Annotated in this window: 24 protein-coding genes; 5 read left to right on the top strand and 19 right to left on the bottom strand. The window is 37.8% G+C overall.

The features are described 5' to 3' along the window. Nucleotides 1-26 precede the first annotated feature (26 nt). The 14 genes from V7Q04_RS07165 to V7Q04_RS07230 form a co-directional block, all read right to left on the bottom strand. Nucleotides 27-1,700: a polymorphic toxin type 44 domain-containing protein gene (locus tag V7Q04_RS07165; protein WP_333804288.1), complete on the bottom strand. Its 1,674-nt coding sequence runs from the start codon at nt 1,698-1,700 to the stop codon at nt 27-29. Continuing rightward, complete coding sequence (locus V7Q04_RS07170) at nt 1,700-2,266, bottom strand: hypothetical protein (protein WP_333804289.1); 567 nt, start codon at nt 2,264-2,266, stop codon at nt 1,700-1,702. The genes V7Q04_RS07165 and V7Q04_RS07170 overlap by 1 nt, the downstream gene beginning before the upstream one ends. A 641-nt stretch (nt 2,267-2,907) precedes the next feature. Next, nucleotides 2,908-3,558, bottom strand: coding sequence for a ferritin family protein (locus tag V7Q04_RS07175; RefSeq protein WP_333804290.1), 651 nt, complete (start codon nt 3,556-3,558; stop codon nt 2,908-2,910). A gap of 270 nt (nt 3,559-3,828) precedes the next feature. Beyond that, nucleotides 3,829-4,101, bottom strand: coding sequence for a CBU_0592 family membrane protein (locus tag V7Q04_RS07180; RefSeq protein WP_333804291.1), 273 nt, complete (start codon nt 4,099-4,101; stop codon nt 3,829-3,831). Nucleotides 4,102-4,104: 3 nt separating this feature from the next. Next, nucleotides 4,105-4,698, bottom strand: a complete 594-nt coding sequence (locus V7Q04_RS07185; RefSeq protein WP_333804292.1) for a hypothetical protein — start codon at nt 4,696-4,698, stop codon at nt 4,105-4,107. A gap of 140 nt (nt 4,699-4,838) precedes the next feature. Next, entirely contained in the window at nt 4,839-6,647 is a 1,809-nt protein-coding gene (locus tag V7Q04_RS07190) for a menaquinone biosynthesis decarboxylase (RefSeq protein WP_333804293.1), read from the bottom strand. Nucleotides 6,648-6,656: 9 nt separating this feature from the next. Then, on the bottom strand, nt 6,657-7,601 hold the full coding sequence (gene hemC / locus V7Q04_RS07195; RefSeq protein ID WP_333804294.1) for a hydroxymethylbilane synthase: 945 nt from the start codon (nt 7,599-7,601) through the stop codon (nt 6,657-6,659). Beyond that, on the bottom strand, nt 7,598-8,458 hold the full coding sequence (locus V7Q04_RS07200; RefSeq protein WP_333804295.1) for a DsbA family protein: 861 nt from the start codon (nt 8,456-8,458) through the stop codon (nt 7,598-7,600). The genes hemC and V7Q04_RS07200 overlap by 4 nt, the downstream gene beginning before the upstream one ends. Continuing rightward, nucleotides 8,409-8,837, bottom strand: a complete 429-nt coding sequence (locus V7Q04_RS07205) for an FxsA family protein (RefSeq protein WP_333804296.1) — start codon at nt 8,835-8,837, stop codon at nt 8,409-8,411. Before V7Q04_RS07205 ends, V7Q04_RS07200 begins: the two co-directional genes overlap by 50 nt. Beyond that, complete coding sequence (locus V7Q04_RS07210) at nt 8,834-10,537, bottom strand: proline--tRNA ligase (protein ID WP_333804297.1); 1,704 nt, start codon at nt 10,535-10,537, stop codon at nt 8,834-8,836. The genes V7Q04_RS07205 and V7Q04_RS07210 overlap by 4 nt, the downstream gene beginning before the upstream one ends. Beyond that, entirely contained in the window at nt 10,534-11,838 is a 1,305-nt protein-coding gene (gene hemA, locus V7Q04_RS07215) for a glutamyl-tRNA reductase (RefSeq protein WP_333804299.1), read from the bottom strand. The genes V7Q04_RS07210 and hemA overlap by 4 nt, the downstream gene beginning before the upstream one ends. Then, entirely contained in the window at nt 11,838-12,734 is an 897-nt protein-coding gene (locus V7Q04_RS07220) for a polyprenyl synthetase family protein (RefSeq protein ID WP_333804300.1), read from the bottom strand. Before V7Q04_RS07220 ends, hemA begins: the two co-directional genes overlap by 1 nt. A gap of 8 nt (nt 12,735-12,742) precedes the next feature. Beyond that, nucleotides 12,743-13,084: a hypothetical protein gene (locus tag V7Q04_RS07225; RefSeq protein ID WP_333804301.1), complete on the bottom strand. Its 342-nt coding sequence runs from the start codon at nt 13,082-13,084 to the stop codon at nt 12,743-12,745. A 112-nt stretch (nt 13,085-13,196) separates the two neighbouring features. Continuing rightward, a complete protein-coding gene (locus V7Q04_RS07230; RefSeq protein ID WP_333804302.1) occupies nt 13,197-13,475 on the bottom strand; it encodes a DUF2018 family protein in 279 nt (92 codons plus the stop codon). Nucleotides 13,476-13,896: 421 nt separating this feature from the next. Here V7Q04_RS07230 and V7Q04_RS07235 point away from each other — a divergent pair, with 421 nt between their 5' ends. From V7Q04_RS07235 to V7Q04_RS07255, 5 genes are all read left to right on the top strand, one after another. After that, nucleotides 13,897-15,159: an O-acetylhomoserine aminocarboxypropyltransferase/cysteine synthase family protein gene (locus V7Q04_RS07235; RefSeq protein WP_333804304.1), complete on the top strand. Its 1,263-nt coding sequence runs from the start codon at nt 13,897-13,899 to the stop codon at nt 15,157-15,159. Nucleotides 15,160-15,168: 9 nt separating this feature from the next. Continuing rightward, a complete protein-coding gene (locus V7Q04_RS07240) occupies nt 15,169-15,582 on the top strand; it encodes an Rrf2 family transcriptional regulator (RefSeq protein ID WP_333804305.1) in 414 nt (137 codons plus the stop codon). Nucleotides 15,583-15,593: 11 nt separating this feature from the next. Continuing rightward, nucleotides 15,594-16,523, top strand: coding sequence for a cysteine synthase A (cysK, locus tag V7Q04_RS07245; protein WP_333804306.1), 930 nt, complete (start codon nt 15,594-15,596; stop codon nt 16,521-16,523). A 93-nt stretch (nt 16,524-16,616) separates the two neighbouring features. After that, a complete protein-coding gene (locus V7Q04_RS07250; protein WP_333804307.1) occupies nt 16,617-17,414 on the top strand; it encodes a GGDEF domain-containing protein in 798 nt (265 codons plus the stop codon). Nucleotides 17,415-17,474: 60 nt separating this feature from the next. Further along, a complete protein-coding gene (locus V7Q04_RS07255; RefSeq protein ID WP_333804308.1) occupies nt 17,475-20,105 on the top strand; it encodes a valine--tRNA ligase in 2,631 nt (876 codons plus the stop codon). Nucleotides 20,106-20,147: 42 nt separating this feature from the next. On the opposite strand, the gene mog is transcribed toward V7Q04_RS07255, so the two are convergent. The 5 genes from mog to fbaA are packed head-to-tail and all read right to left on the bottom strand — an operon-like array spanning nt 20,148 to nt 24,933. After that, complete coding sequence (mog, locus tag V7Q04_RS07260) at nt 20,148-20,678, bottom strand: molybdopterin adenylyltransferase (RefSeq protein WP_333804310.1); 531 nt, start codon at nt 20,676-20,678, stop codon at nt 20,148-20,150. Between the two features lies 1 nt (nt 20,679). After that, nucleotides 20,680-21,615 (bottom strand): ketopantoate reductase family protein, encoded by a 936-nt coding sequence (locus V7Q04_RS07265; protein WP_333804311.1) that lies wholly within the window; start codon nt 21,613-21,615, stop codon nt 20,680-20,682. Nucleotides 21,616-21,620: 5 nt separating this feature from the next. After that, nucleotides 21,621-22,913: a histidinol dehydrogenase gene (gene hisD, locus V7Q04_RS07270; protein ID WP_333804435.1), complete on the bottom strand. Its 1,293-nt coding sequence runs from the start codon at nt 22,911-22,913 to the stop codon at nt 21,621-21,623. 26 nt (nt 22,914-22,939) lie between these two features. Further along, nucleotides 22,940-23,812 (bottom strand): 1-aminocyclopropane-1-carboxylate deaminase/D-cysteine desulfhydrase, encoded by an 873-nt coding sequence (locus V7Q04_RS07275; protein WP_333804312.1) that lies wholly within the window; start codon nt 23,810-23,812, stop codon nt 22,940-22,942. A gap of 44 nt (nt 23,813-23,856) precedes the next feature. Further along, the gene (gene fbaA / locus V7Q04_RS07280) at nt 23,857-24,933 is read right to left on the bottom strand and encodes a class II fructose-bisphosphate aldolase (protein WP_333804313.1); all 1,077 of its coding nucleotides are present in this window, start codon (nt 24,931-24,933) and stop codon (nt 23,857-23,859) included. Nucleotides 24,934-25,034: the final 101 nt, after the last annotated feature.

Here is a 25,034-nt window from a genome sequence, read left to right on the forward strand (position 1 = left end):
TCTCCTTTATCTCTTGTTTTTCTAGCCTAAGCAACCTTGTTCTTTGCCCCATCGTTTGCCCCTTTTACTGTATTTTGTATCTTTACATGTAAAGCTTTTTGAATTGAAAAAGTCTTACATGTAAAGAGATAATTGGTCAAACTTTGTTGGAGTTTACTTGCATCTGTTACACTTAAAGCATCGGTATCGACACTGTAGCTTACGCCTGTGAAGACATCTTCAAAAACACTTTGGATGGCAAATTCACTCTGGGTTCGGTGGAGCATGCTATTGTATTGGGTATTGATATAGTCTGAGGCAAGGATTAATCTGTTTTGTCCATTTATTGAAGTTACAGTAACATCTTTAGTACCAGTAACTGCTTTAGCGTTTGCTTCATAGTTTGACTCTATGCGACTGGTGAGTTCTTCTTTGCCTGAGAACTTCTCCATGATCCAGATTTTTCGATCAAGATCAGACATATCGACATCTGCGCTTAGATTGTATTTTTTAGCTATGGTCTCTTTATAGGCGTTATAACCACTCCATTCATTGATATACTCATCAAAGTCATTGGATATAAGCTGTTCATCTGTAGCATATTGCTTTGCAAGGGTAGCTAAGTTCTCATTGGTTTGATACGCAATGAAACTATCAACCACCAGTCCATACCCTCGAAGGTTTGGTAAGTTTAAGGTCGTTGGGTCTATGGTAAAGTCTTCTTGTTGGACAAGGTCTATGATGGTATCTCTTGCATCGTATTGTAAATGCACATCGGCTATAAGTTCTTTTTCGCCTGTGGCGGTTGTATAGTGAGATGCTTCTGTGATGACATTACCATTGGTGTTGATGTTGGTTTGTACAGAGTTTAAGTCTATGGAGGTGATGCCTTCTTCTTTGAGGCTTTTTAGTTCACCCTCATCGACACTACCATCTTGGTCATAGTCATGCCAGAGTTGGAGGCGGTTAAAGAGAATGTCTTTACGATCTATTTTATTGTCATAATTGGAGTCGATGGTATCTCTTAGTTCATCGAAGCCTTCTGTGGTTACGTTACCAAAGACTTCAGAAATTCCACCTACTTGTCCATCTTTATTGGTGTCTAGGGCTAGTGGGTCTCTGCGTTGGAAGAAGTAGGAGTTTGTGAGGTTGAAATCGTAAGGCTTGGTGCTGGTATGGTCAACATTAAATTTAGCTGGAAGAGGTATTTTACCTTTATAATAGGCTTCCATCCCATCAACAAAACCTATTGTATCTCTCAGCATATCCAAATTTTCTTTTGCACTTTCAATCCCTAAACCAATTTGTATTTGATCGTTAGGAGCATCGTAACTTCCGTAAACTCCTGTCATAATACCTTTAAGAGTATCCTTAACTATTGCTTCCAGAAAACTAATAGGTTCTTCTGTCTTTTTAGTATTGGATACTTGTTGTGCGGCACCTGCACATGAACGTAAAAGCTCTTCAGTCATGCCAAGAGCAGTACCAATAAGACCATAATGATAATTTCCAAAATTTTCATATTCACTTGCTCCTGGATGCGGATCTTGGTCTAGTTGTTTATAATCCCAATCTCCCTTATTTTGCACCATAGATTGAAACCATAACAACGTTTCTGAAGTAGAATGTGTTTGTTGATATTCTAAAGCATAAGCTATATTTCCCTCAATAGAAACACCATCAGGAATTTTTCCAGTAAAACCAAATTTTTCATTACTCATCATTCAACTCCTCTTTTTAATCTTTTAATAGTTAAATATGTAATTACCAATGACATTATGATAATAGTAGCAATTTCACTATTTTTTTGTGTAATGAAATCACTACCAAATAATGAACTAATCAGTACAATATGATGATCTTTTGCAAATGCAAATGCAATAGCTGTCATACCCGATACACTAACAAATAATGCAATAATAGATATTGGATTTTGTAAAAAAGGTATATTGTTATACTTTTTTTGTAAAAAAGAATTTGTCGTATAAAAAGCAAGGTATGCACTAAACAATACATCAAATAAAAACACGCCAATTAAATTTAACATAGCTGGTCCAACAGCTGCAAGCGCTGCCCCTAAATCCTTTCCTTCTCCTGTAACGATTTGAGTCGTATCTCTTGTCAAATTAGCAATTATTTTATACAGCATCAAAATATTAAAAAAATTGATAATAAAAAACACACCTAAAAGACAAAGAAAAAGCAAACAACTTATGACTACAACTTTCCACTTATGAGGTAATTTTCGAGCACTATCTGCCAATGTCTTTTGCTTTTCATTTTCCATCTTTACTCTCCTTTACATGTAAAGCTATTTTTAGCCCTTTCTTCTGATATCTCAACATAACTATTCCCTTATGTTTATTCATTTTTATAAGCTCATGCCCACCTTTGCTTCTTCTCCACTTTTTGCCCATCTTGGTGTATTTTGAATCTTTAAATGTAAAGCTTTCTGAATTATATAAGGTTTATTTTTTTACTAAATAATCATTTTATATTAAAGGCGTCACAGTTTGCGTCACAAAAAAGTGTTTTTTTATATTTATGTATATGATGCAATTTTTTAATACATTGCTGAGTACTTCATCTGATAAGATGATATTGAGGAGTGTTACACAGATACCTTTACATGTAAAAGTAAGTCATTAGTCATGAAAGAAGTAATAGATATAATGGATCAGTCTAACGAGTAATAATGCAAAAAAGTATAGGTTTGAGAAGTAAAGATGTTGTGTTTAAGGATCTTAACCCAATACATCTTTTGCAATTCAAAGATTTATACAGATAAATGCGCCCTGTTTTGGGTCTAGGATTGAAGTATTCTTTAGCAGAGTGATGATATTCATAAAATTTTTATTATTAAAGATATAAATGTGATCATAAAGAAGACCGCCATTTTAGTGGCAGTGCTTCTTTATAAAGAGTTATTTAGAGACCTAAGTCTTGTCTTTTAAAGTACTCTTTACCGACTTTACACAATGGGCAAGCATTTGGGGCTTTTTTGCCTCTATGGATGTGACCACACACTTCACATACCCAGATTTCTTCTTCTGCATCTGCAAAGAAACCATCTTCTTTCATAGCATCTTGCAATGCTTTGTATTCACGCTCGTGTTCAACTTCAACTTTACCGATTGCATTAAAAAGACGCGCTAGCTCTTTATGTCCCTCTTCTTCTGCAATTTTTGCAAAATTTGGATACATAGTTTCATGCTCGTAATGTTCACCTGCCATTGCGCTATCAAGATTTTTAAGTGTCAACTCTGTTTCAGCGCCATCTACAAGTTTGTGGTATGCTTTAAACTCAGCACGTGCATGCCATTTTTCATTTTCAGCCGCTTCTCTGAAGTGACGTGAAACTGCATGCCATCCCTCCTCTAACGCGATGTCTGCAAATAAGTCGTATTTATTGCGAGCTTGTGACTCACCAGCAAATGCTTTCATAAGATTGACTGCTGTCAAATCTGTTGTAACACATGCCATTTCTTGACCACAACAGGTAAGCTTACCGCCACCTACATTTTGAACTTCAACTTCGTTACCGCATTTACTGCATTTGTATGTTTCGTACTGTCTCATTTTTTCTCCTATAAGTTTATGAGTAGAATTGTAGGCTAAAGTAGCTTAAATAAAAATAAATATCTATTGATAAAAATTATTATCTACTAGGACTACTGTTTGCTTAAATGATTTAGTAAAAGATAGAGTGTACTCCAGAAAACTATTAAGAAATATAATCTCTTAGACTAAGTAACTGTAAAAATATACTTATAGTGAGGATAAACGAAATAAATATTCATTTAAATAAGATATTTTACATTAAATTCATAGCCTGAAAATAGCTTGCTATTATTGATTGCGTTTAGCTATCTTTATTCTAAGATTTTTACTTATACCATAAAGTGTAATTCCAATCCAAAAGACTTCAATCAAAAAAGAACCTAAGTTAAAATGCACCAACAAAGAGACAATCAAAGCCAAAGCCCCTATCAAATTTAGAAGTTGATAGGCTAAAGAATGTATATCATACCGTTCCATCTGAAGCAATAAGTATGCTAAAACAATACATAACATCCCTGCAAATCCAAGCCATTGGAAAAGATCCATCTCAATGTTCATCATTAATTACAAAATTCCTTTTTTACTAAAAAAATCCTCAATAGCTTTAGTAGAGAATGCTTTGTCGTACATATAAAGCTCTTGCCATGTTTTGCCTTCAAGAAAGCTCTTCGTCTCTATCTGATACTTTTGCTTGATGACTTGCACAAACTCTAGAATAGCACTAAACAAAAGTGCATACTGGGCTGAAGTAAACTTTTTGAGTAGATCAAAGAGGCGGTAATAATTTACCATTTTTTTACTCGACTCTTCACCCATACGAAGTGACCAAATGCGTCCCGCAAACTCATGCTGGTACTCAACACCTGTACGAATTTCCAAGGAAAATTCTCGTAGTCCTTGTAAAAATGTCTCTTTGGGTAAAAAATCTCTGGTATTGTGGAAGAATAGATAGACACTGAAAAGGAAAAGATCCTCGATGCACGGAGCATAATTTTTAATCTCATCAAAGGTCTCTTTTTCAACATTGAGCTGCATTCTAAGATAAGCAAGGTGTTTGACACGCCAATTATCTTTTTGTTCTGCCCTTTTCTGCCACTCTATTAATGTAGGTCTAGGTATATCGTAACGCTCAACTAAAGGCTTGTAAGACGTCTGCATAGCTTACTCCCAAGTCAGAATACATTATTCTATTACTTTTTTTGAAATATTTCAATACTTAAGGTTGATTTGAGGTTTATGTAAGAAAAATGTATGCCATTTGTTTTGAAAATAAACATATGGCATACATAAAAAGGCAACTAAATATGAAAGTATTTTAAAAATTGTGGATTATTTTCAATGAGACCACGCTCTATCAAGCTTTTGATAACAGCTTGATCGCAGTCTGTATCTTTTGGCCACTCTCTGGTGTAACCATCGAGAGCATTTTTTGTTGTTGCATCAATACCAATAAATTCATCTTCGACAAAAATATCACGAAGAGCATCAATGTTATTAACAACACGCCATATAAGCATATAAGCATTATCGACAGCATTGCCCTCTTTATCCACTACGATTAAGAGTTTCATATGCTCTTTTAAAGGCTTAAGCGCTTCATAGACTTCTTTACCTGCCCTCTTCTTGTCTATAGTCATCACGGCGATGGGTGTTTTTGTATTGGTTTTATATTGTTTAAGAGCACTGATTTCGGGAACCAATGTTGTAACTTTGAAAAGAAGGTCTCTATCACTTAAAATAGTTTTAGAAGAAGCATCTATGACGCCACCCGTACAATCCACCCCCAGCTTACCACCAAAAAGAGCATTGGGAGAAGCGTGATCAAGGGCATCACATACCCCTTCACTTATCAGTAAGCGCTTTGCACTCACACGATTTAAGATGTAATCACTTAAAAGCTCATAATCATCCAATTCTGGTGCATTTTCATCCACAAAAATAGCATGTTTGACAAAACTCATCTGCCCAACACCCCAAAAAGCGTGCATAAACTGTTTAGCATGTCCTGGGTAAAGTACATTCATTTTTGCCAAAATAAAGTTATGGAAAACCCCATTTTCAGGCATATTATAATCAATCAAATCAGGTGCAGTGGTTTTTAAAAGGGGTAAAAAGATGCGTTCTGTCGCCCAGCCCATGTATTTATCTTCAAGCGGTGGCTTACCAACGACTGTAGCTTGATAAACAGGCTTTTCTTTGCTGGTTATGCACGTCACATCCATAACAGGATACGGCTCTTTAAGCGTGTAGTAACCTGTATGATCGCCAAAAGGTCCTTCGATTTCCATCAAGCTAGGATCAACCCAACCTTCGATGACAATATCCACATCTTCAGGTACATAAATAGGATTGGTCAGCGATTTTACCAAACGAGCATTTTTATCTTTAATGAAACCATACAGCAGCAGTTCAAACATACCAATCGGCATTGGCGCTTGTCCACACCAAATGTAAAGAGGATCGCCACCAATTCCAATACTCACTGGCATTTTTTTGCCCGCTTTTTTGTATTCATGAAAGAAATGCGCACTGTCTTTATGGATTTGCCAGTGCATACCAAGACGGTTATTATCGTACACCTGTAGACGGTACATGCCTAAATTTTGTTTAGTACCATCTAAACTTTGTGTATACACTTGCCCCATCGTGATAAAAGGACCACCATCTTCGCTCCATGTGGTTAAAATAGGAAAATCGTAAAGATTTGGCTCAGTGTAAACTTTGGTTTGGCAGACACCTTTACCCTTAAGTCGCTTTGGGAGTGCATTTTTAAGATTAAAAAGTGTACCAAGCATACCCATTTTATCCATAAATGATGTAGGCGGTTTCATGTGCATAAGTGATTCTATCTGTTTGGCTACAACATTTGGATTTTTACCAAAAATCAGCTCTGTGGCTTTGGAAGAGCCAAAAACATTCATGAGTACGGGTATATCAAAGCTTTTACCAAGTCTTTTACTGACAGGTTTTGTAAAAAGAAGTGCTTTAGAGTCCTCTTTTTTGACTTCAATATAAGCTAAATGCGGAATTTCTAAGTCAATATCGAGTTCAGTATCAATGATTCGTAAAAGATCATTTTGACGTAGAAGATCAATAATTCTCTGCATCCATAATCCTTAAAAAATTTCGTTAAGTGCTATGGTTTCAGCACGCTCTAAAAGTGCTTTTGCACCTTTATCAATCACTTTTTGAGCCAAAGTTTTACCAACAGTTTGGTACTCAGAACGTGTTGTGCTTATTGTTTCTGTTATCATTTCTGATCCATCAGGAAGACCAAGAATGGCTTTTACATGCAAAGCATTTCCCTTAATTTCTGCATTTACACCAATAGGTACTTGACAGCCACCTTGAAGGATGGTAATAAAATCACGTTCAACACGTGTTTCGATGATAGCATCTTCATCATTCAGCACAGAGACAAGACGCTCTACTTCAGCATCATTGATAATTTCAATACCCAAAGCTGCTTGACCGGAAGCTGGAATCATAAGTTCCTTAGAGATAGGGCTAAAATAGCGTACTTCAGAAGAGAGTCCCAAACGGTTAATTCCTGCACTCGCTAAGATAATAGCATCAAATTCACCCTCTTTAAGCTTTCGAATACGTGTATTGACATTGCCACGAAGATTTTTAATGACAAAATCGGGACGGTATTTTAAAAGTTGCATTCGGCGTCTCAAACTCGTTGTTCCAACAACAGCACCTTGGGGAAGTTCTTCCAAAGAACTGTACTTTTCAGAAAGCATCGCATCACGTACATCTTCACGTTTTGTGATAACACCCAGTTTCAAGCCTTCAGGAAACTCCATCGGAACATCTTTGAGACTATGCACAGCAATGTGTGCTTCCCCTCGAAGCATCGCCTCTTCAAGCTCTTTTGTAAAAAGACCTTTACCACCGATCTTAGCAAGTGCAACATCTAAGATTTTATCGCCTTTCGTCATCATAACGGAGAGTTCAACCTCTAAACCAGGATGTGCTTTTTCAAGTTCTGCTTTAACGTGTTCAGACTGCCAAAGTGCTAGTTTGCTACCACGAGTAGCGATGATTAGTTTTTTCATTTAGACTCTTTTATAAAATTTCTATAGGTTCGTTTTGTATCATCTTTTTTACCATCAAAATAGATGGTAGGAGTGCCATTCACCATTAGATTATTGGCAAGTTCTTGATCACTGTCTAATTGCTTAATAATATGCGCTTGGTTAATCTGTGCAACCGTAAAGTTTTTATTGAGAGCTTTGTTGAAAATACCTAAAATAGCCTTTTCATCACTCTCTTTAATGTCAAAAAATTCTTTATAAACTTTTTGCACAATCTCTTTATCACCTTGTATTTCAGCTAAGAGCATTGCTTTTACTAGTGTTGGAGCAGCGGGGTGAATATTGAGCGGGAAATGGTAATAAAAAAGTGCAAATGTCTCAGGATGTTTTTGGACATCGGCAATGACTTCAGGAACAAAATCCATACAGAAAGGACACAATGGATCACTAAAAACAACGATTTTATGAGGGGCATTGAAATCACCTGCTAAAAGATGCTCTTTGTTATATGCAGAAGCTTCCACATCCAATGAATAAGAACCCTTGATGCTTCGACCGCTGTTAATATCTACAAAATCTTTGCTCAAAATTTTACCATTGGTAAAGACAATATCATTGACTGAGATCTTTTTACCCTCTTGTTTTGTTAGTTTGAGATCAATACGCACAAAATAGACCATCCAACCAGCAAGGTCTTTCATCTCTTCTTTTTTGAGAATAATTGCTTTTTCAAAGGTATAGCTTTCGTTAGTAGAGACTGCTTTTTGTAAAAAGGTCGTTACTTTTTGATCAAGTTCAGCATTGATATCAGCCGCAAATAGCGAAAGACTACTTAATGCGATGATTGTCGTCAATAACTTCAACATCAATGATCTCATCTTCTTTTCCTTGTTTAAAATGATGTGGAGGAAATGGAGTATCCTCTTTTACATGTAAAAATTTTGCAACAAACAGTGTTACAATGGAACTAAATTGCAATAATAGACCTATAATATCTCCCAAAAATCCTGGTAAGATAAGTAAAATAGCACCTACAATCGTCCAAAGATTGAGCTTTTGGAAAGATTGTAAGCTTATCTCTCCTTGCATCAAGGCACTGAGGTTCTGCATCAATGTTATACGCATGTTGGCAAGTAAAATAATTCCCACAAAAGCAGATAAAACAAGCTCAACAAATGTTGCCATAGCTCCTATTTCAGAAGCGACATTGACACTTACCATGACTTCTAAGAAGAGATAGATCAAAAAGTATTTCACGCGAGTAGTTCCTTAAGTTTTGAAAGAGCTTCCTCTTTTTTGACAACGGTTTTATCTAATGTTTTACGCTCAACAATTTCGACAAACCCCTCTTCAAGCTCTTTTCCAACAATAAGAGCGTACGGAAGACCGATGAGCTCATAATCTTTCATTTTAAACCCAAAACGCTCATTTCTATCATCCAAAAGAACACCCAAACGCTCATTTTTTAAAGCATTGTACATATCTTCTGCATATGCGCTTTGCGATTCATCTTTTGCGTTAGAGACAATAATATCGAGAAGATAGGGAGCGGTTTGTTTATTCCAAATACACCCTTTTTCATCATGGCTTGCTTCAATCATAACCGCTACCAAACGGCTTACACCAATACCATAGCAACCCATATAAAACGGTTGAGCTTTGCCATTTTTATCTAAAAAGGTCGCACCCATAGCTTTGGCATATTTTTGTCCGAGTTGGAAGATGTGCCCTACTTCAATACCTTTGGTTATACCAAGCTCACCACCACAACACGCACATCTGTCGCCTGCTTTGACACTGACAAGATCTTTGTAACGATCTTCGTTAAAGTTAAACATGGAGACACCCACCATATGGAAGTCTGTTTCATTGGCTCCACAAATTAGATTTTTAGCCTCTTTAAGTTCTAAATCTATGTAAAATTTTACACATTCTAGTCCAACAGGTCCAATAAAGCCAGCTTTGAGCCCTACTTTCTCAACCTCTTCAAGGCTTGCATCAACTAAGTCAAGCGCACCGCACGCATTTTGCGCTTTGGTCTCTTGAAGCTCATCATTTCCTCTTACAAAGAAGACAACAACCTCTTCTTTGTCAACATAAACTGCTTTTTTAACAACCGCTTTAATGCTATAGAAAGAATCGACTTTAAAAAAACTACTGACATCATCAATCGTTTTCATATCAGGGGTTTTGAATTTGGAAAGATTAGCTTCCGGTGTTTCTGCTGTGGTTGTTTTAGGTGCACGTTTTGCCGCTTCGATGTTAGCAGCGTAAGAACATTTTTGGCAGACAACAATGTCATCTTCACCATTTTCCGCTAAAACCATAAACTCTTTACTGCCACTTCCACCGATGGCACCACTATCGGCTTCAACAGCTCTAAAATCAAGCCCTAGACGTGTAAAGATTTTGGTGTAGGTCTTTTCCATAACATCAAACTCTTTTTTCATACATGCTTCATCTTCATGGAAACTGTAACCATCTTTCATGGTAAATTCACGACCACGAAGCAAACCATAGCGAGGACGTGCTTCATCACGAAACTTTGTCGTAATTTGGTACAAGTGAAGTGGTAATTGCTTGTAACTGTTAATACGGTTACGTACTACATCGACCACAACTTCTTCATGGGTTGGGCCTAAAACAAATTCATTCTCTTTGCGGTCTTTAAAACGACACAATTCTTTGCCAAAAACATCGTAACGTCCACTTTGTTTCCAAAGTTCAGCAGGTGTAACCACATCCATCTGAATCTCTTGTGCACCTGTTTCATCCATCTCTTCTTTGACGACATTTTTGATTTTATCAAAAACGATTTTTCCCATTGGCAAAAAGTTATAAAGTCCACTTCCTACTTGTGAGATAAAACCGCCACGCACCAAGTATTGATGGCTTGGAAGCGTTGCATCTTTTGGCGCATCTTTGGTTGTTGGTGCATACAGTTTTGAAAATCTCATTTCATTCCCCCCATTTGGTATTCACATTTGTATTGATTCATTCGTTTTGTTTGATCTTCATTAATGTTAAAAATATATTGAACCGCTTGCACGATCGTATCGGCTTCAGGTTTTTCGGCTACTTCTTTTAAGTTCTTGGTAGCAGAGTGTAAAAAAGAGTTAAAAGCATGGTGTAAAACTTTGGACACTTGATCTTGCAACTCTTCAGGAATATACCCTTTTTTAACTGCTTTCTCTAACTCTTGCAAAGAGCACTCTTTGGCATGATCACGAATCTCTTTGATAATTGGATCCACACACATACTTTGTAACCATTTAAAGAAGTCCATCGTTGAACGTCCTACGATAGAATAAGCGATTTTAGCCTGCTCTTCACGAAGTGACATATTTTTGCTCACAATTTCTTCAAGATCATCTACAGAATAGACATGCAGGTCTTTGCGCTCTTTGACATCGATGTCACGAGGAACAGCAATATCAAACCAATAGCGGGAAAATTCGCGTTCTTCAACCATATCATCGGTTATAACACTGTGTGGAGCACCTGTAGCCGTAAAAACAAGGCGATAACGATTGATAAATTCTGTAAGTTTTGCATAGGGAGCTACAGTTGCAAGTTCGCCTAATTCAGTGGCTAAAGCTTGAGCATGTTCTAAGTTACGGTTAATAATGATGATGTTAACACCACTGGATATAAGATGTTTTGCGGCAAGTTGGCTCATCTCTCCAGCACCTACAACAAGGGCCGTTAAGCCTCCAATATTTCCAAGTAAATCTTTAGCCTTACTTACCGCTACACTTGAAACGGAAACAGGACTTTTGGAGATGTCCGTACGACTGCGTACTTCTGCGGCACAGCGAAATGCATGGTGCATCGCACGTCCTAATTTTTGACCGCAATAGTTATTTTCAAAGGCAAATCTAAATGCTTCTTTAAGTTGCCCAGCGATTTGAGTTTCGCCAATAACTAAACTATCAAGCGAAGAACAGACCGTGAAAAGATGGTGAATTGCACCATTGTCTTCATAAACGTCAGCGCGACCTTCCAGCTCGTCTCGTGAAACGCTTGAAACATGGCTTAAAAGATCAAATGTATCACTCAGTGCTGATTGACACTCTGTAACCGAAACAATTACTTCTACACGATTACAGGTCGAAAGCAAAATAACTTCATTCACCGCCGCACAGCCAACTAAAGAGCCCATAAAATGACGGCTTTTTTCTTCTGAATTAAATGCTAATTTTTCACGAATACTAATATCAGTGTTTTTATGTGTAAAACTAATGGTTAGATAGTGCATTAAAAATTCCTCTCAATCATCTCTTTAATAATAGAGCTTAAACCTACATCTTCTTCTTTTTCGATCACTTCCAAAGCTTCTAGTCCTAGTCTTCTAGCATAAGCAATGGAATCTTCCAGTGCATTAGTTTCGTACATTTTGGCTTTGATCCACTCTTTTTGGACATCATCAAGTTCTTGTTGAAATAGCGCCAGTAATGTTTGCTGTTCATCTTTTGAGAGTTTATGATACATATAAAGGTACGGTAATGTAGTCTTACCCTCTTTAAAATCATTAAGTGAAGGTTTTCCAAGGGTTTCGCTGGATTGGGTAATATCTAAAATATCATCAATAATTTGAAAAGCAAGCCCTAAATTTTTACCGTAAAGTGCGTAAATGTCACCATTTTTTCCAGCAAGTAAGGCAGCTGCTTTTGCAGAAGCTTCAATCAGTGAAGCTGTTTTTTTATAGATCATATCAAAGTAACGCTCTTCACTTGCATTAAAAGTATGAGAGAGTTCAACATCCATAAGCTCGCCTACAGAAAGCAATGCGACTGCATGTGAGATAGTATACGCAACATCTTGAGGCATAGACGTTAATGCGCTAAAGCCTTTTGAGTAAAGAATATCCCCTAACATAATGGCTGTTTTATTGCCAAAGAGCGCATTGATAGAATCTTCACCGCGTCTTGTAAAAGCGTCATCAATCACATCATCATGAAGCAGGCTTGCCGCATGAATCAACTCAACAATAGACGCTAGCTTGAGGGAATTTTCATTCACTCCTGCAATTTTTAAGATCAGTTTCGCGCGTAACCTTTTACCTTTAGGAACTCTATGAAAGAGCTCAACACTGCGTGCATCGCCTAAAGAGGCGACCATTTCTACCATCAAATTTTCAACTTTTCCTAGCACCTGCGATCCTACGGTTTCTTTTTTGGTTTAAACTCAACTTCTATGCGTTGTTGATTATCTTCTATAAATATATCTAAAATTGCCTCTTTATTTCTTTGATCGAAGTCAGTAAAGACAATTTTTGCAGTTGTTCTAGAAAGTATTTTATTATCGCCATCTGGTAAAAGAGGTATTATCACGCTTTCCAGAGGGTATTTTTTTTCTAAAACATACTGCGTTGGATAACCCCTATAATTGACTAAAAGCGTTAACATATTATTTGTAAAAAGGGTCCAACGAAGCTTTAATAGATACTCATTATTGGGATTTTCAGCTGTTGGTTTTTTAGTCATCTCTTTACGGTTTATCAAAATCAAACCTGGTTCATCTTTTTTCAGGATGAACTTGTGTTCGTATTCATATACTATTTCTGAGAAAAGTGATTGAGCGCTAAAAAGCAGACAACATAAGAGCCATCTTAGTTTATTCATTTTGAGTTAAAATATCTCCAACACTGCTAATAAATAGGTCATTATTGTGTTCAACCATTGCATCGGCTTCTTCCATAAAAACAGTGTGAATCATACCCTCAAGTGCTTCGACTCCAAACTGTTTTTCAAGTAAAATTTCCATGGCACTGTAACGATCTACGATTTGTAAAAGCTTTGTTTTAACAAGCTCTTTATTAGCATTAAAGAGAATATCGAAAAATTTACTCTTAGGACTTCCCATAAAAAAGTCATCTTCATCTTCATATAACATCGTTTCTCCTATGCCTTATATTAAACGATTATAGCACACTAAAGCTTATCACATCTGAAAAAAGCATGGTAGATTTTAGATTTTAAAACGTTTTTTTAACTAACCATCTGTTAGTTATGTCTTAAATTATTAAGAAAATTCACCGTCTAAAGTATCCTAAAAAACGATATTTACATATAATTTTATGTATAATAATCTGTATTATTTCTTATGTTAGTTATACCCTTATCTAACTTATATTAAGTATTATTGTATGAATAAATATGTTTTTTGATTCATAACTTAATGCCTAGATTTCACCCTCCTCTCTTTCATAAATCAATCCCTACTTTTTTAATCATTACTTTTTTGATAAAGTTACTTGACATTGAAAAAAAAATAGTCTATACTTTCATCAAATAAACTGCAAAAAGGAAAAAGAATGCATCAAGAGACACTAGCACTTCATCACGGATATGACAAACAACAGTTTGGTACAATGTCAGTCCCTGTGTATCAAACAACAGCCTATGACTTTGGATCAGCAGAAACAGCTGCAAACCGTTTTGCACTTAGAGAACTTGGACCCATCTACACACGTCTCAACAATCCAACGACGGATGTTCTTGAAGCTAGAATTGCTGCTGTTGAAAATGGTGAAGCTGCCATTGCAACTGCAAGTGGTCAAGCTGCTATCTTTTTTGCTATTGCTAACCTTGCAGAAGCGGGTGATAATATCATTATTGCTAAGAAAATTTACGGTGGTGCGACCACTCTTTTAACCCACACTATCAAACGTTTTGGGATTAAAGCAAAAGTTTTTGAGAGCGACCATGCAGATGATCTAGAAGCATTGATCGATGATAAAACCAAAGCAATCTTTTTTGAGACACTTTCCAATCCACAAATTGCGATCCCAAATATTGAAAAAATCGTCGCAATCGCTAAAAAATACAACATCATTACGATAGCTGACAACACTGTAGCAACCCCTATTCTCTTTCAACCCCTCAATCATGGCATTGATGTAAGCGTACACAGCGCAAGTAAATACATCTCTGGTCAAGGAAGTGCTATGGGCGGTCTTATTGTTGAAGCAAAAGGGCTCAATGCCAAACTTATTGGTAACCCACGCTATCCACAATTTAATGAACCCGATGAGAGTTATCATGGTCTAGTTTATGCAACGTTGCCATTTCCTATCTTTTCACTGAGAATTCGTCTTTCATTGATTCGCGATATTGGAGCAACCATTTCTCCCTACAACTCATGGTTACTCATCCAAGGCTTAGAAACACTCTCTTTACGTGTTAAAGAGCATTCACGCAATGCTTATAAAGTTGCATCATTTTTAAAATCACACCCAAAAGTGAAAAAAGTTTCTTATCCTGGACTTGAAAGCGACCCTTTACATGCAAGAGCCAAACAGTACTTTACAGATGCCCAAACATCTGGACTTTTAAGTTTTGAAGTAGAAGATTTAGAGTTTGCAAAGCATATTTTAAATTCCACAAAAATCTTTTCAGTTGTTGTCAATATTGGTGATTCAAAATCAATCATTACGCATCCAGCAAGCACAACACACCAACAACTCTCAATTGAAGAGTTAGAGCTTTCTGGCGTAAAAGTAGGTCTTATTCGTCTGAGTATTGGACTTGAAAATGCGGATGATCTGATCGAAGATCTTAAAATTGCGTTAGGGTAAGGAAGGTCGATGTCATTACTTTCAACCAAAGGGATGTACGGCTTAAGTGCCATGTACCAACTCTTTTTATCAAAGTCTAACAAGCCTTTGCAAATCAAAGAGATCTCAGCACGTGCTGAGATCCCACAAAACTATCTTGAACAACTTTTAATTCTACTGCGTCAAGCAGGATTGGTGAGTAGTGTTAGAGGTGCTTATGGTGGCTATTTATTAGCTAAAAACCCTGAGGATATTTTGATTAAAGATATTCTCATTGCTCTTGAAGGTAATCTTGTTGTTACGGATGGGGATGTAAAAGACCCTGTTCTAAGAATTTTTTATGAAGAGAGCAATCGTAAAATCCAAGAGATTTTTAATTTACCGTTATCTGAATTTCAGGTCTATTCAGAACGTCTTAGTCATCAATTAAACTATAGTATATAAAGGAGATTATTATGTATGCACACAATGTAACAGAACTTATTGGCAATACACCTCTTGTCAAGTTGAACCATGCCTCAGAAGCTACCAATGCTTTGATCCTTGGTAAATGTGAATTCCTTAACCCTTCACACTCAGTCAAAGATCGTATCGGATTTAATATGATTAAAACTGCCCTAGATAAGGGCTTAATTGATAAAAATTCAATTATCATCGAACCTACAAGTGGTAACACAGGTATAGGTCTAGCAACCGTATGTGCAAGCCTTGGTATTAAGCTCATTCTTACAATGCCTAGCTCCATGAGTTTGGAGCGTCGTAAACTACTTGCAGCGTTAGGCGCAGAGCTTGTTTTAACAGAGCCAGCATTAGGTATGAAAGGTGCAGTAGAAAAAGCGACTGAGCTTTCAAAAGAGACACCAAATTCATTTGTTCCACAACAATTCGCAAATGAATCAAACCCAGCCATTCACTATGCAACCACAGCAGAAGAAATTTGGAAAGATACGGATGGCAAAGTAGATATCTTAGTAGCTGCCGTAGGAACGGGCGGAACTATTACAGGAACAGGAAAAAGACTTAAAGAACTTAATCCTAATATCCAAATTATTGCCGTTGAGCCAGAGACATCCCCAGTTCTTTCAGGTGGAAACCCCGGACCACATAAGATTCAAGGTATTGGTGCTGGATTTATTCCATCTGTTCTTGATACCAAAGTCTATAATGAAGTCGTAAAAGTAAGCTACGAAAATGCGGTTGAAACATCTCGTAATCTTGCAAAGCAAGAAGGTCTTCTTGTTGGTATTTCAGCAGGAGCTAACGTCTATGTTGCATCACAAATTGGAGAAAGACCTGAGAACAAAGGTAAAACTATTGTTACTATTTTATGTGATACAGGTGAGCGTTACTTAAGCGCAGGCCTTTATGAGTACAAAGAGTCGTGAAAACGACTCTTCTTTTTTAACCTCTTTTTTTCTTTTGCCTTTAACAGATTTTATGGTACTATTTGTCCCATCACACGAAGGGCATGTGGACACATGAAAAGAATACCAAGTATTTTGCTTAAAAAGCCTTTGTTACTAGGTTCTATTACTTTTGTTGTCAATATCTTCATTAGTACAATACCCGTTTTAATCCTCCATGATAAACATCTCGAGCAATATAAAAGCACCTTTGCTTTCATAGAATTTTTCGATACAAAATTACTCGCAGAACAGCAAATCATTGTGCAAAGTGCACTTTTTTACTCTTTTCTATTTTCTACTATTTTGGCTATCTTAATAACACTTCTTGCCTCTTTTTTAAAAAAATCTTACCTTGAGGTTGAAAACCTCTCCCATGTCGATGGACTCACAGGACTTTACAATCGCATTATGTTTATGAGCGTCTTTCAAAAAGAGATTCCCAAAGTCAAACGTAACAAACAACATCTCTTTTTAGTCATTCTAGATATTGACGATTTCAAGCCTATTAACGATACATTTGGACATCTTGTAGGCGATGAAGCCATAAAAATAACAGCTCATACACTCCAAAATTTACTTCGCACATCCGATACAATTGCACGTTTTGGTGGTGATGAGTTTATCATCAGTATCGTCGATAAAGATAAAGATGCTGCTTCTACAATAGTCAATCGAATTTTAAATGAATTTAACAATAAAATGATTCCCGTAAAACGCAATGACGAAAAACAAGAAATACCGATAAACCTTAGTATTGGGTACACTGCTTACAAAAATGAAGATGACTTTAAAACGATGCTCCAGCGTGCTGACCAAGCGCTTTACATCTCCAAAGAAGCTGGCAAAAATACCGCTACTTACTTAGCTTAAACCAAGTCTTACCCCCATTTTTGTATAATCCCCTAAAAAATTTATAAGGTATATAAACCTATGAGCGAAAAAAGCACCGTTTACAATCCTAAAGAGATCGAAGAGAGTTACTACAAAATTTGGGAAGAGAGAGGCTATTTTGAAATAGATGGCAATAAAGCCATTCAAGAAAATGGTAAAAACTTCTGTATTATGATGCCTCCTCCAAATGTCACAGGAAGCCTACATATAGGGCATGCCCTTACGTTTACCCTTCAAGACATCATCACCCGTTTTAAACGCATGGATGGCTTTAAAACCCTTTGGCAACCCGGAACCGATCATGCGGGAATTGCTACACAAAATGTGGTCGAAAAACAGCTCCTAGCACAGGGCATTAAAAAAGAAGAGCTAGGACGTGAGAAGTTCTTAGAAAAAGTCTGGGAGTGGAAAGCATACAGCGGTGGACAGATTGTTCATCAGATGCGTAAACTTGGCGTCTCACCTGCGTGGAGTAGAGAACGCTTTACGATGGATGATGGTCTTAAAAACTCTGTCAAAAAAGCCTTTGTAAAATACTACAATGAAGGCTTAATCGTTCGTGGTAACTACATGGTCAACTGGTGTACCCATGATGGTGCACTCAGTGACATCGAAGTTGAATTTGAAGCCAACAAAGGAAAGCTCTACCACCTCAAATACTTCCTTAAAGACTCAGAAGAGTTTCTCATCGTAGCAACCACACGTCCAGAGACCTACTTTGGTGACACTGCTGTTATGGTACACCCTGACGATGAGCGATATAAACACCTTTTAGGTAAAAAAGTGGTTCTTCCTCTCATTGGTCGTGAAATCGAAATTATTGCGGATGAACATGTCGATATGAGCTTTGGTACAGGCTGTGTTAAAGTAACGCCTGCACATGACATCAACGATTACGAAGTAGGAAAACGACACAACCTCGAATTCATTAAAATTTTTGATAGCAATGGTATTTTAAATGACTATTGTGGTGAATTTAAAGGGCAAGAGAGACTTGAAGCACGAGCTCCTATTATGGCAAAACTAGATGCTGAAGGTTTTGTCGATAAAGTTGAAGACTATGAGAACCAAGTAGGTCACTGTTACCGTTGTAAAAACGTAGTAGAACCTTACATCTCCAAACAATGGTTTGTTAAAAAAGAGATCGCGGATGGTGCCATTGTAAAAGTCAATGAACACTTAGCAGAATTTTACCCAAGTCACTGGCTCAATTCATACAATGCATGGATGAAAGAGCTTCGTGACTGGTGTATCTCTCGCCAACTTTGGTGGGGGCATCAAATTCCTGTCTTTTACTGCGATGAATGTGGACATGAGTGGGCAAGTGAAAAAGAGAGTGAGCATGAATGTCCAAAATGTAAAAGTGCGAAAATCCACCAAGATCCAGACGTTCTTGACACATGGTTTAGCTCAGGCTTATGGCCTTTTTCAACACTCGGTTGGGAAAATGGCGATGTGTTTAAAGGTGAAAAATGGAATGAGAGTGACTTAAAAGACTTTTATCCGAACACCCTACTCATCACAGGTTTTGACATCCTTTTCTTCTGGGTCGCGCGTATGATGTTCTCAGGTGAACACACCCTTGGTGAGCTTCCTTTTAAAGACATCTACTTGCATGCTCTCGTTAAAGATGAACATGGTCACAAAATGAGTAAAAGTAAAGGCAATGTCATCGACCCACTCGATACCATCAGTGAATACAGCGCCGATACCTTGCGTTTTACATTGGCGATTTTAGCCGTTCAAGGTCGTGACATTAAACTAAGTGGTGAAAAACTAGAGCAAATCCGTAACTTTACCAACAAACTTTACAACGCTTCACGCTTCTTGTTGATGAATGCAGACTCATTTGAAGATTTGGAAAACATTGAAATTAAAACTGCTCTTGGTGCGTATATGAAAAGCCGTCTTGCCGTTGCGATGGAAGAGGTACGTGGACACTTTAGTGACTACCGCTTTAACGATGCAGCAACAACCCTTTACCGCTTCTTGTGGGGCGAGTTTTGTGACTGGGGTATTGAGCTTAGTAAAGCCGATAAACCTGCGATTTTAGAGTTGGGTTCTATTTACAAAGAGGCGATGAAACTGATTCATCCATTTATGCCATTTATCTCAGAGTTCCTTTACCAAGAGCTCTCCGACACAACACTTGAATCAACCGAATCCATCATGGTCAAGCGTTACCCTCATGCACTTGTTCGTGATGAAAAGATTGAGAAAACCTTTGAACTCGTTATCGAAGCCATCGTTGGCATTCGTCGTGCCAAAGCGAACATCGACCTTGGAAACAAAAAAATTGAGCATGCTTACATCAAAGTACCAAATGTAGAAAATCTTAAAGATGCTATTAAATACATTAGTTTATTGGCAAAAGTTGAGAATATCGACTTTACAGAGACAAAAATTGCAAACTCTGCAACTGATGTTGGCGATAATATCGAAGTGTTTATTCCCCTTGATGGAGTTGATTTAGGTCCTATTATTGAGCGTTTGAACAATCAAAAAGTCAAACTTGAAAAAGAGATCATGAAGCTAAGCGGTATGCTTTCCAACGAGCGTTTCGTAGCCAATGCCCCAAAAGAGGTCATAGCTGAAAATCAAAAAGGTTTAGATGACGCTAAATCAAAAATGGAAAAAATTGAGGCTGAACTTAGCTCACTTGGAGAATAACTCTAGAATGTAGGAGCTCTAAAGCTCCTACAAAGCCCTATTTTAGGCCTTTGGACGAAAAGGCTTTATCACTTCTTCGTTACACGTTAAAAATGGTCCTTCTAAAAGATCGATACAATACGGCACCGCTGGAAAGACTGCATCCAAACACTCACGTATAGACTTAGGTTTCCCCGGAAGATTGATAATGAGGCTACGACCACGAATACCTGCCGTTTGTCGCGATAAAATCGCTGTTGGCACATACTTAAGGCTTACTTGACGCATAAGCTCACCAAATCCAGGCATCATCTTCTCACACACCGCTTCAGTCGCTTCAGGCGTGACGTCACGCAGTGCAGGACCTGTTCCACCCGTCGTTACGATCAAACAACATTCGTCATGATCTGCCATATGTTCAAGTGCCGCTTCAATCAATGGCTGTTCATCAGGAATGACTTTATATACCGGCACCCATTCACAGCTTAAGTACGCATTCATCGTCTCGATGATTGCTTTACCAGAAAGATCTTCGTAAATGCCTGCACTCGCGCGATCCGAGATCGTAAGAATTCCAATTTTAATCTGACTCATGTTATTGCTCCATAGTAAATTCAAGTAATGCTTTGATGGTTTTTGTATAAGGTGCATCAACACCTATTTGGTGCAGTGCGCGAATAACGACACCACAAATCTCTTCTATTTCGAGGGCTCTACCCTGCTCTAAATCAACCAACATGGAAGGCTTAATCGAGTCAAACTGCTTAATCAAATTAAACATAGCATCGACATCTTCTTGCGAAATCTTCACATGTAAACTGCGTGCCGCATGTGCTGTCTCTTGCATCAGACCATACACGACATCGCAAAGTGAACTTTTGTCAAATAAAACACCCGTTTTAACACGAAGCAATGCGCAAAGTGCATTAACACCATTGTTAATCACCAGTTTTTTCCAAAGTTCTTGTTTGATGTCATATGTCGTTTGAGTGGGAATACCTGCCTGCTTAAATACAAGCGATAGCTCTTCCAAAAATCGTTCATTCTCCATCGTTACATGCATCATACCGATAATCGTCTCTGCCGTACCCACAGCTTCAATATGAGCAGGTTTGACAACGTGTGCGCCAATTTTACGGGTAAGCCCACCTATAACATACTCTTCAGCAAAATAGTCACATAAAATGGCTTCATTTTCAACACCATTTTGCAATGAAAGAATATAGGGAGGATGCATCTGATTGCGTAGCCATTGCGCAAGTTTCATCGCAACTTCACGTGTTGCAGTTGATTTGGTTGTGAGGATAATCAGATCAAATGAATTAGCCTCTACATCAAGAAGGCTTTCAAGATCAAAAGCTTTGATATTTTGTTCAAATTCAAAGCTTGGATGCTTTACATGCAACCCATCAGTTTGAAGTGCTTCAAGATGAGCACCTCTGGCAACAAAGGCTACTGTATGTCCAGCAGCAAGCAGTCGTGCTCCAAAATAGCCACCAACCCCGCCTGCTCCTAGAATAATAATATTCATATTGTTTATTTTGAAAGACGAACGCGAACACTCGCTTCATGCGCACCAAGACCTTCTGTATGTGCTAAAAGTGCACACGCCTCACCAATCTCATCAATACCCTGTTTGCTCATAGAAATAATCGACGAGCGCTTCAAAAAGTTCTCAACACCCAGTGGCGAGTAAAACTTAGCCGTTCCACCTGTTGGAAGGGTATGGTTTGGTCCAGCGATATAATCCCCAATAGGTTCAGGCGTGTAAGACCCCATAAAAATAGCACCAGCATGGCGAATACGAGGTAATAAATCAAACGGATGTGAAGTCACCACTTCTAAGTGTTCTGGTGCAATTTGATTCATCAAATCCACCGCTTCATCCATATCGCGCGTAACAATAATCGCTCCACGCTCTTTGATAGAAACTTCTGCAATCGCTTTACGATCTAACGTCTCAAGCCATGCATAGACTTCCGTACGCGTTTTTTCAGCAATTTCCAAAGAAGGGGTAATCAAAATAGAACTTGCCATCTCATCGTGTTCCGCTTGAGAGAGAAGATCAATCGCTAAAAGGTGTGGATCAGCACTGGTATCTGCCAAGACTCCAATTTCACTCGGTCCTGCAATCATGTCAATGTTTACTTCGCCAAACACAAGTTTTTTAGCTGTTGCAACAAAGATATTACCAGGCCCTGTGATGACATCCACTTTTGCAATACTCTGTGTGCCATACGCCATTGCAGCAATGGCACTTGCCCCTCCGACTTTATACGCTTTCTTAATGCCACAAAGATGCATCGCCGCAAGCAAAAGAGGATTGAGCTCATTATTGGGTGCTGGTGTGCAGACGACAATCTCTTTAACTCCCGCAACGATAGCGGGAATAGCGTTCATTAAAAGACTACTCGGATACGCAGCTTTCCCACCAGGGATGTAAAGCCCCGCACGATCAACTGGTGTTACTTTTTGACCAAGAACAGTGCCATTGTCTTCAAAATCAAGCCATGATTTAGGCATGAGTTTTTCATGGTAAGCATAAATGCGTTTATACGCAAGTTCTAATGCCCCCTTGAGCTTGACATCAAGCGCGTCATAGGCATTTTTCATGTCGCTTATTTTCACTTCAAGCGCTTCGTCATTTTCAACATGCCATTTATCAAATTTTTCAATATGGTTACGTAAAGCGCCGTTACCTTCGGCTTTAATTTCAGCAATAATGTTTGAAACAATTTTAGATACATTTTCCATGTCCATGTGACCACGGCGTAAAAGTTCATCAAACTGGGCTTTAAAATTTTGTTCATCTGTTTTTAAAAGTAACATCATTCATCCTCTTTAAAAGTATCTTATTATAGCATATTTGCTTTACGCACATACCGAGACAGCATAGATACATTACCTAAAAGTCCGCCTTGATGCACATAAATAGGTGTCCCTTCTTGGCTATTGCTGTTTTCCAGTAAAGCTTTCCAGCCTACAGGATCGTACAGAAGATCAAACTCAACGCCCATTTCATCTTTTAGAGATTGCCATAATATGTATAATTCTATGTATAATTTTCCATAATGATACTTTTTAGTCGTCTCTAAAATAGTTGGATAGCGCGATAAACTTGGTTCCACCATTTCCCACTGTTTTTGTAAATAAGCACTATTCCCAACCGTAGGACATGTCAAAACAGGGTAAGGAAGATGCTTTTGCAAAAAAAGTGCTGTAGTGCCTGTACCCGAAGGAAGAAAGAGATAAGGCTTCATTATATTATGTGTTTCTATATCTACTAAAAGTTCCTCAGCTAAGGCTTTTATACCCTCTTCTGCTTCTTTTTGCCTACCACCTTCTTCGACATGCAAAGAGTTTTCATCAAGCCATTTTTGCACTTCGTCCGTGCGTGTAGAAGATTCTACGATTTGCATACCATTTGCAAGTGCCTCTTTATAATTACCCATAGGATTTTCTTTGAGAAAAACGGGGATATGATCGCAGACATAAACAAATTCCCAACCTTTAAGCTTGGCCAAAACTGAGAGCGAATACATTGCATTGGATTGATTTGAACCTGAACTTACCACACGCTTGATGTGTAGAAAATCATGGATTAAAAAGGAGTGAAATTTACGTGCTTTATTGCCTGAAAAATCTTTATCGAGAAGGTCATCACGTTTAAGATAAAAAAGCTGGTTTTGAAAGCTTCGCTTTTCAAAAGGAGATGGAAGAAAAAGCATTTAGATGAGAAAACAAAAAAGCCCTATTGTAGGGCTTTCCATGATTAACAACGATTCAAACAATTAAGATCTTCAAAGGCTTTTAGAAGACGGTTTTTAACGGTCTCTTCGCCTGGACGAAGCCATTTACGAGGATCATAATATTTTTTATTAGGTTTATCGTCACCCTCTGGGTTACCAATTTGACCTTGAAGGTAAGGAGCGTATTTTTCAATATACCCTTTAACCCCTTCCCAAAATGCCCATTGTGTGTCGGTATCGATGTTCATTTTAATAACACCGTATCCTACGGCTTCACGAATGTCAGAGAGTTCACTTCCGCTACCACCGTGAAATACAAAATTCACAGGTTGTGCATCCGTTTTAAATTTCTCTTGGATATATTTTTGAGAATTATCCAAGATTTTTGGTGTTAAATTGACATTACCTGGTTTATAGACACCATGAACATTTCCAAATGATGCTGCAATCGTAAAATTAGGGCTAATTTTCAAAAGCTCTTCATATGCATAAGCTACATCTTGTGGTTGTGTGTAAAGCGCTGAGTTATCAAGACTCGTGTTATCAACACCATCTTCTTCACCACCAGTACAACCAAGTTCAATTTCTAATGTCATACCCATTTTGCTCATACGCTTTAGGTATGAAACACATGTTTGAACATTTTGCTCTAATGGCTCTTCGGAAAGATCCAACATATGTGAGCTAAAAAGTGGTTTGTGTGTTTTCGCAAAATGCATTTCACTCGCACTGAGTAATTCATCAATCCACGGAAGCAATTTACGTGCAGCGTGATCGGTATGTAAGATAACAGCTACACCATACGCTTCAGCCAATGTATGCACATGCAATGCACCACTAATGGCGCCTAAAACACCCGCTTTAAGTCCATTGACACCTTTTCCTGCATAAAACTCAGCTCCACCATTGGAGAACTGAACAATCACAGGAGAATTTGCAGATTTTGCAGCCTCTAAAACAGCATTAATAGAATTCGTTCCCACGACATTGACAGCAGGAATTGCAAAATGGTTTGCTTTAGCAATAGCAAAAACCTTTTGCAAATCATCGCCAGTAACAACACCCGGTTTTACAAAATCAAAAATTTTCGCATTCAACATGAAAACGCCTTTTATTTCAATTTTTATACGCCTTATACACAAAGCTTGTAAAATGAAGCTTTGCTATTCACTAAAGCTTCTGTCTTTCTAGAAACAGAAAC

It is taken from the genome of Sulfurospirillum sp. (assembly GCF_036802865.1).
Taxonomy (GTDB): Bacteria; Campylobacterota; Campylobacteria; order Campylobacterales; family Sulfurospirillaceae; genus Sulfurospirillum.

What these genes read in the sequence shown, in the direction of transcription:
- mog (WP_333804310.1), bottom strand. Translation starts at nt 20,678, where the DNA reads ATGAGTCAGATTAAAATTGGAATTCTTACGATCTCGGATCGCGCGAGT.
- hisD (WP_333804435.1), bottom strand. Translation starts at nt 22,913, where the DNA reads ATGTTACTTTTAAAAACAGATGAACAAAATTTTAAAGCCCAGTTTGAT.
- V7Q04_RS07230 (WP_333804302.1), bottom strand. Translation starts at nt 13,475, where the DNA reads ATGTTATATGAAGATGAAGATGACTTTTTTATGGGAAGTCCTAAGAGT.
- V7Q04_RS07275 (WP_333804312.1), bottom strand. Translation starts at nt 23,812, where the DNA reads ATGCTTTTTCTTCCATCTCCTTTTGAAAAGCGAAGCTTTCAAAACCAG.
- hemA (WP_333804299.1), bottom strand. Translation starts at nt 11,838, where the DNA reads ATGCACTATCTAACCATTAGTTTTACACATAAAAACACTGATATTAGT.
- V7Q04_RS07185 (WP_333804292.1), bottom strand. Translation starts at nt 4,698, where the DNA reads ATGCAGACGTCTTACAAGCCTTTAGTTGAGCGTTACGATATACCTAGA.
- V7Q04_RS07175 (WP_333804290.1), bottom strand. Translation starts at nt 3,558, where the DNA reads ATGAGACAGTACGAAACATACAAATGCAGTAAATGCGGTAACGAAGTT.
- V7Q04_RS07240 (WP_333804305.1), top strand. Translation starts at nt 15,169, where the DNA reads ATGTCATTACTTTCAACCAAAGGGATGTACGGCTTAAGTGCCATGTAC.
- V7Q04_RS07265 (WP_333804311.1), bottom strand. Translation starts at nt 21,615, where the DNA reads ATGAATATTATTATTCTAGGAGCAGGCGGGGTTGGTGGCTATTTTGGA.
- V7Q04_RS07200 (WP_333804295.1), bottom strand. Translation starts at nt 8,458, where the DNA reads ATGAGATCATTGATGTTGAAGTTATTGACGACAATCATCGCATTAAGT.
- cysK (WP_333804306.1), top strand. Translation starts at nt 15,594, where the DNA reads ATGTATGCACACAATGTAACAGAACTTATTGGCAATACACCTCTTGTC.
- fbaA (WP_333804313.1), bottom strand. Translation starts at nt 24,933, where the DNA reads ATGTTGAATGCGAAAATTTTTGATTTTGTAAAACCGGGTGTTGTTACT.
- V7Q04_RS07190 (WP_333804293.1), bottom strand. Translation starts at nt 6,647, where the DNA reads ATGCAGAGAATTATTGATCTTCTACGTCAAAATGATCTTTTACGAATC.
- V7Q04_RS07235 (WP_333804304.1), top strand. Translation starts at nt 13,897, where the DNA reads ATGCATCAAGAGACACTAGCACTTCATCACGGATATGACAAACAACAG.
- V7Q04_RS07210 (WP_333804297.1), bottom strand. Translation starts at nt 10,537, where the DNA reads ATGAGATTTTCAAAACTGTATGCACCAACAACCAAAGATGCGCCAAAA.
- V7Q04_RS07170 (WP_333804289.1), bottom strand. Translation starts at nt 2,266, where the DNA reads ATGGAAAATGAAAAGCAAAAGACATTGGCAGATAGTGCTCGAAAATTA.
- V7Q04_RS07255 (WP_333804308.1), top strand. Translation starts at nt 17,475, where the DNA reads ATGAGCGAAAAAAGCACCGTTTACAATCCTAAAGAGATCGAAGAGAGT.
- V7Q04_RS07250 (WP_333804307.1), top strand. Translation starts at nt 16,617, where the DNA reads ATGAAAAGAATACCAAGTATTTTGCTTAAAAAGCCTTTGTTACTAGGT.
- hemC (WP_333804294.1), bottom strand. Translation starts at nt 7,601, where the DNA reads ATGAAAAAACTAATCATCGCTACTCGTGGTAGCAAACTAGCACTTTGG.
- V7Q04_RS07180 (WP_333804291.1), bottom strand. Translation starts at nt 4,101, where the DNA reads ATGATGAACATTGAGATGGATCTTTTCCAATGGCTTGGATTTGCAGGG.
- V7Q04_RS07165 (WP_333804288.1), bottom strand. Translation starts at nt 1,700, where the DNA reads ATGAGTAATGAAAAATTTGGTTTTACTGGAAAAATTCCTGATGGTGTT.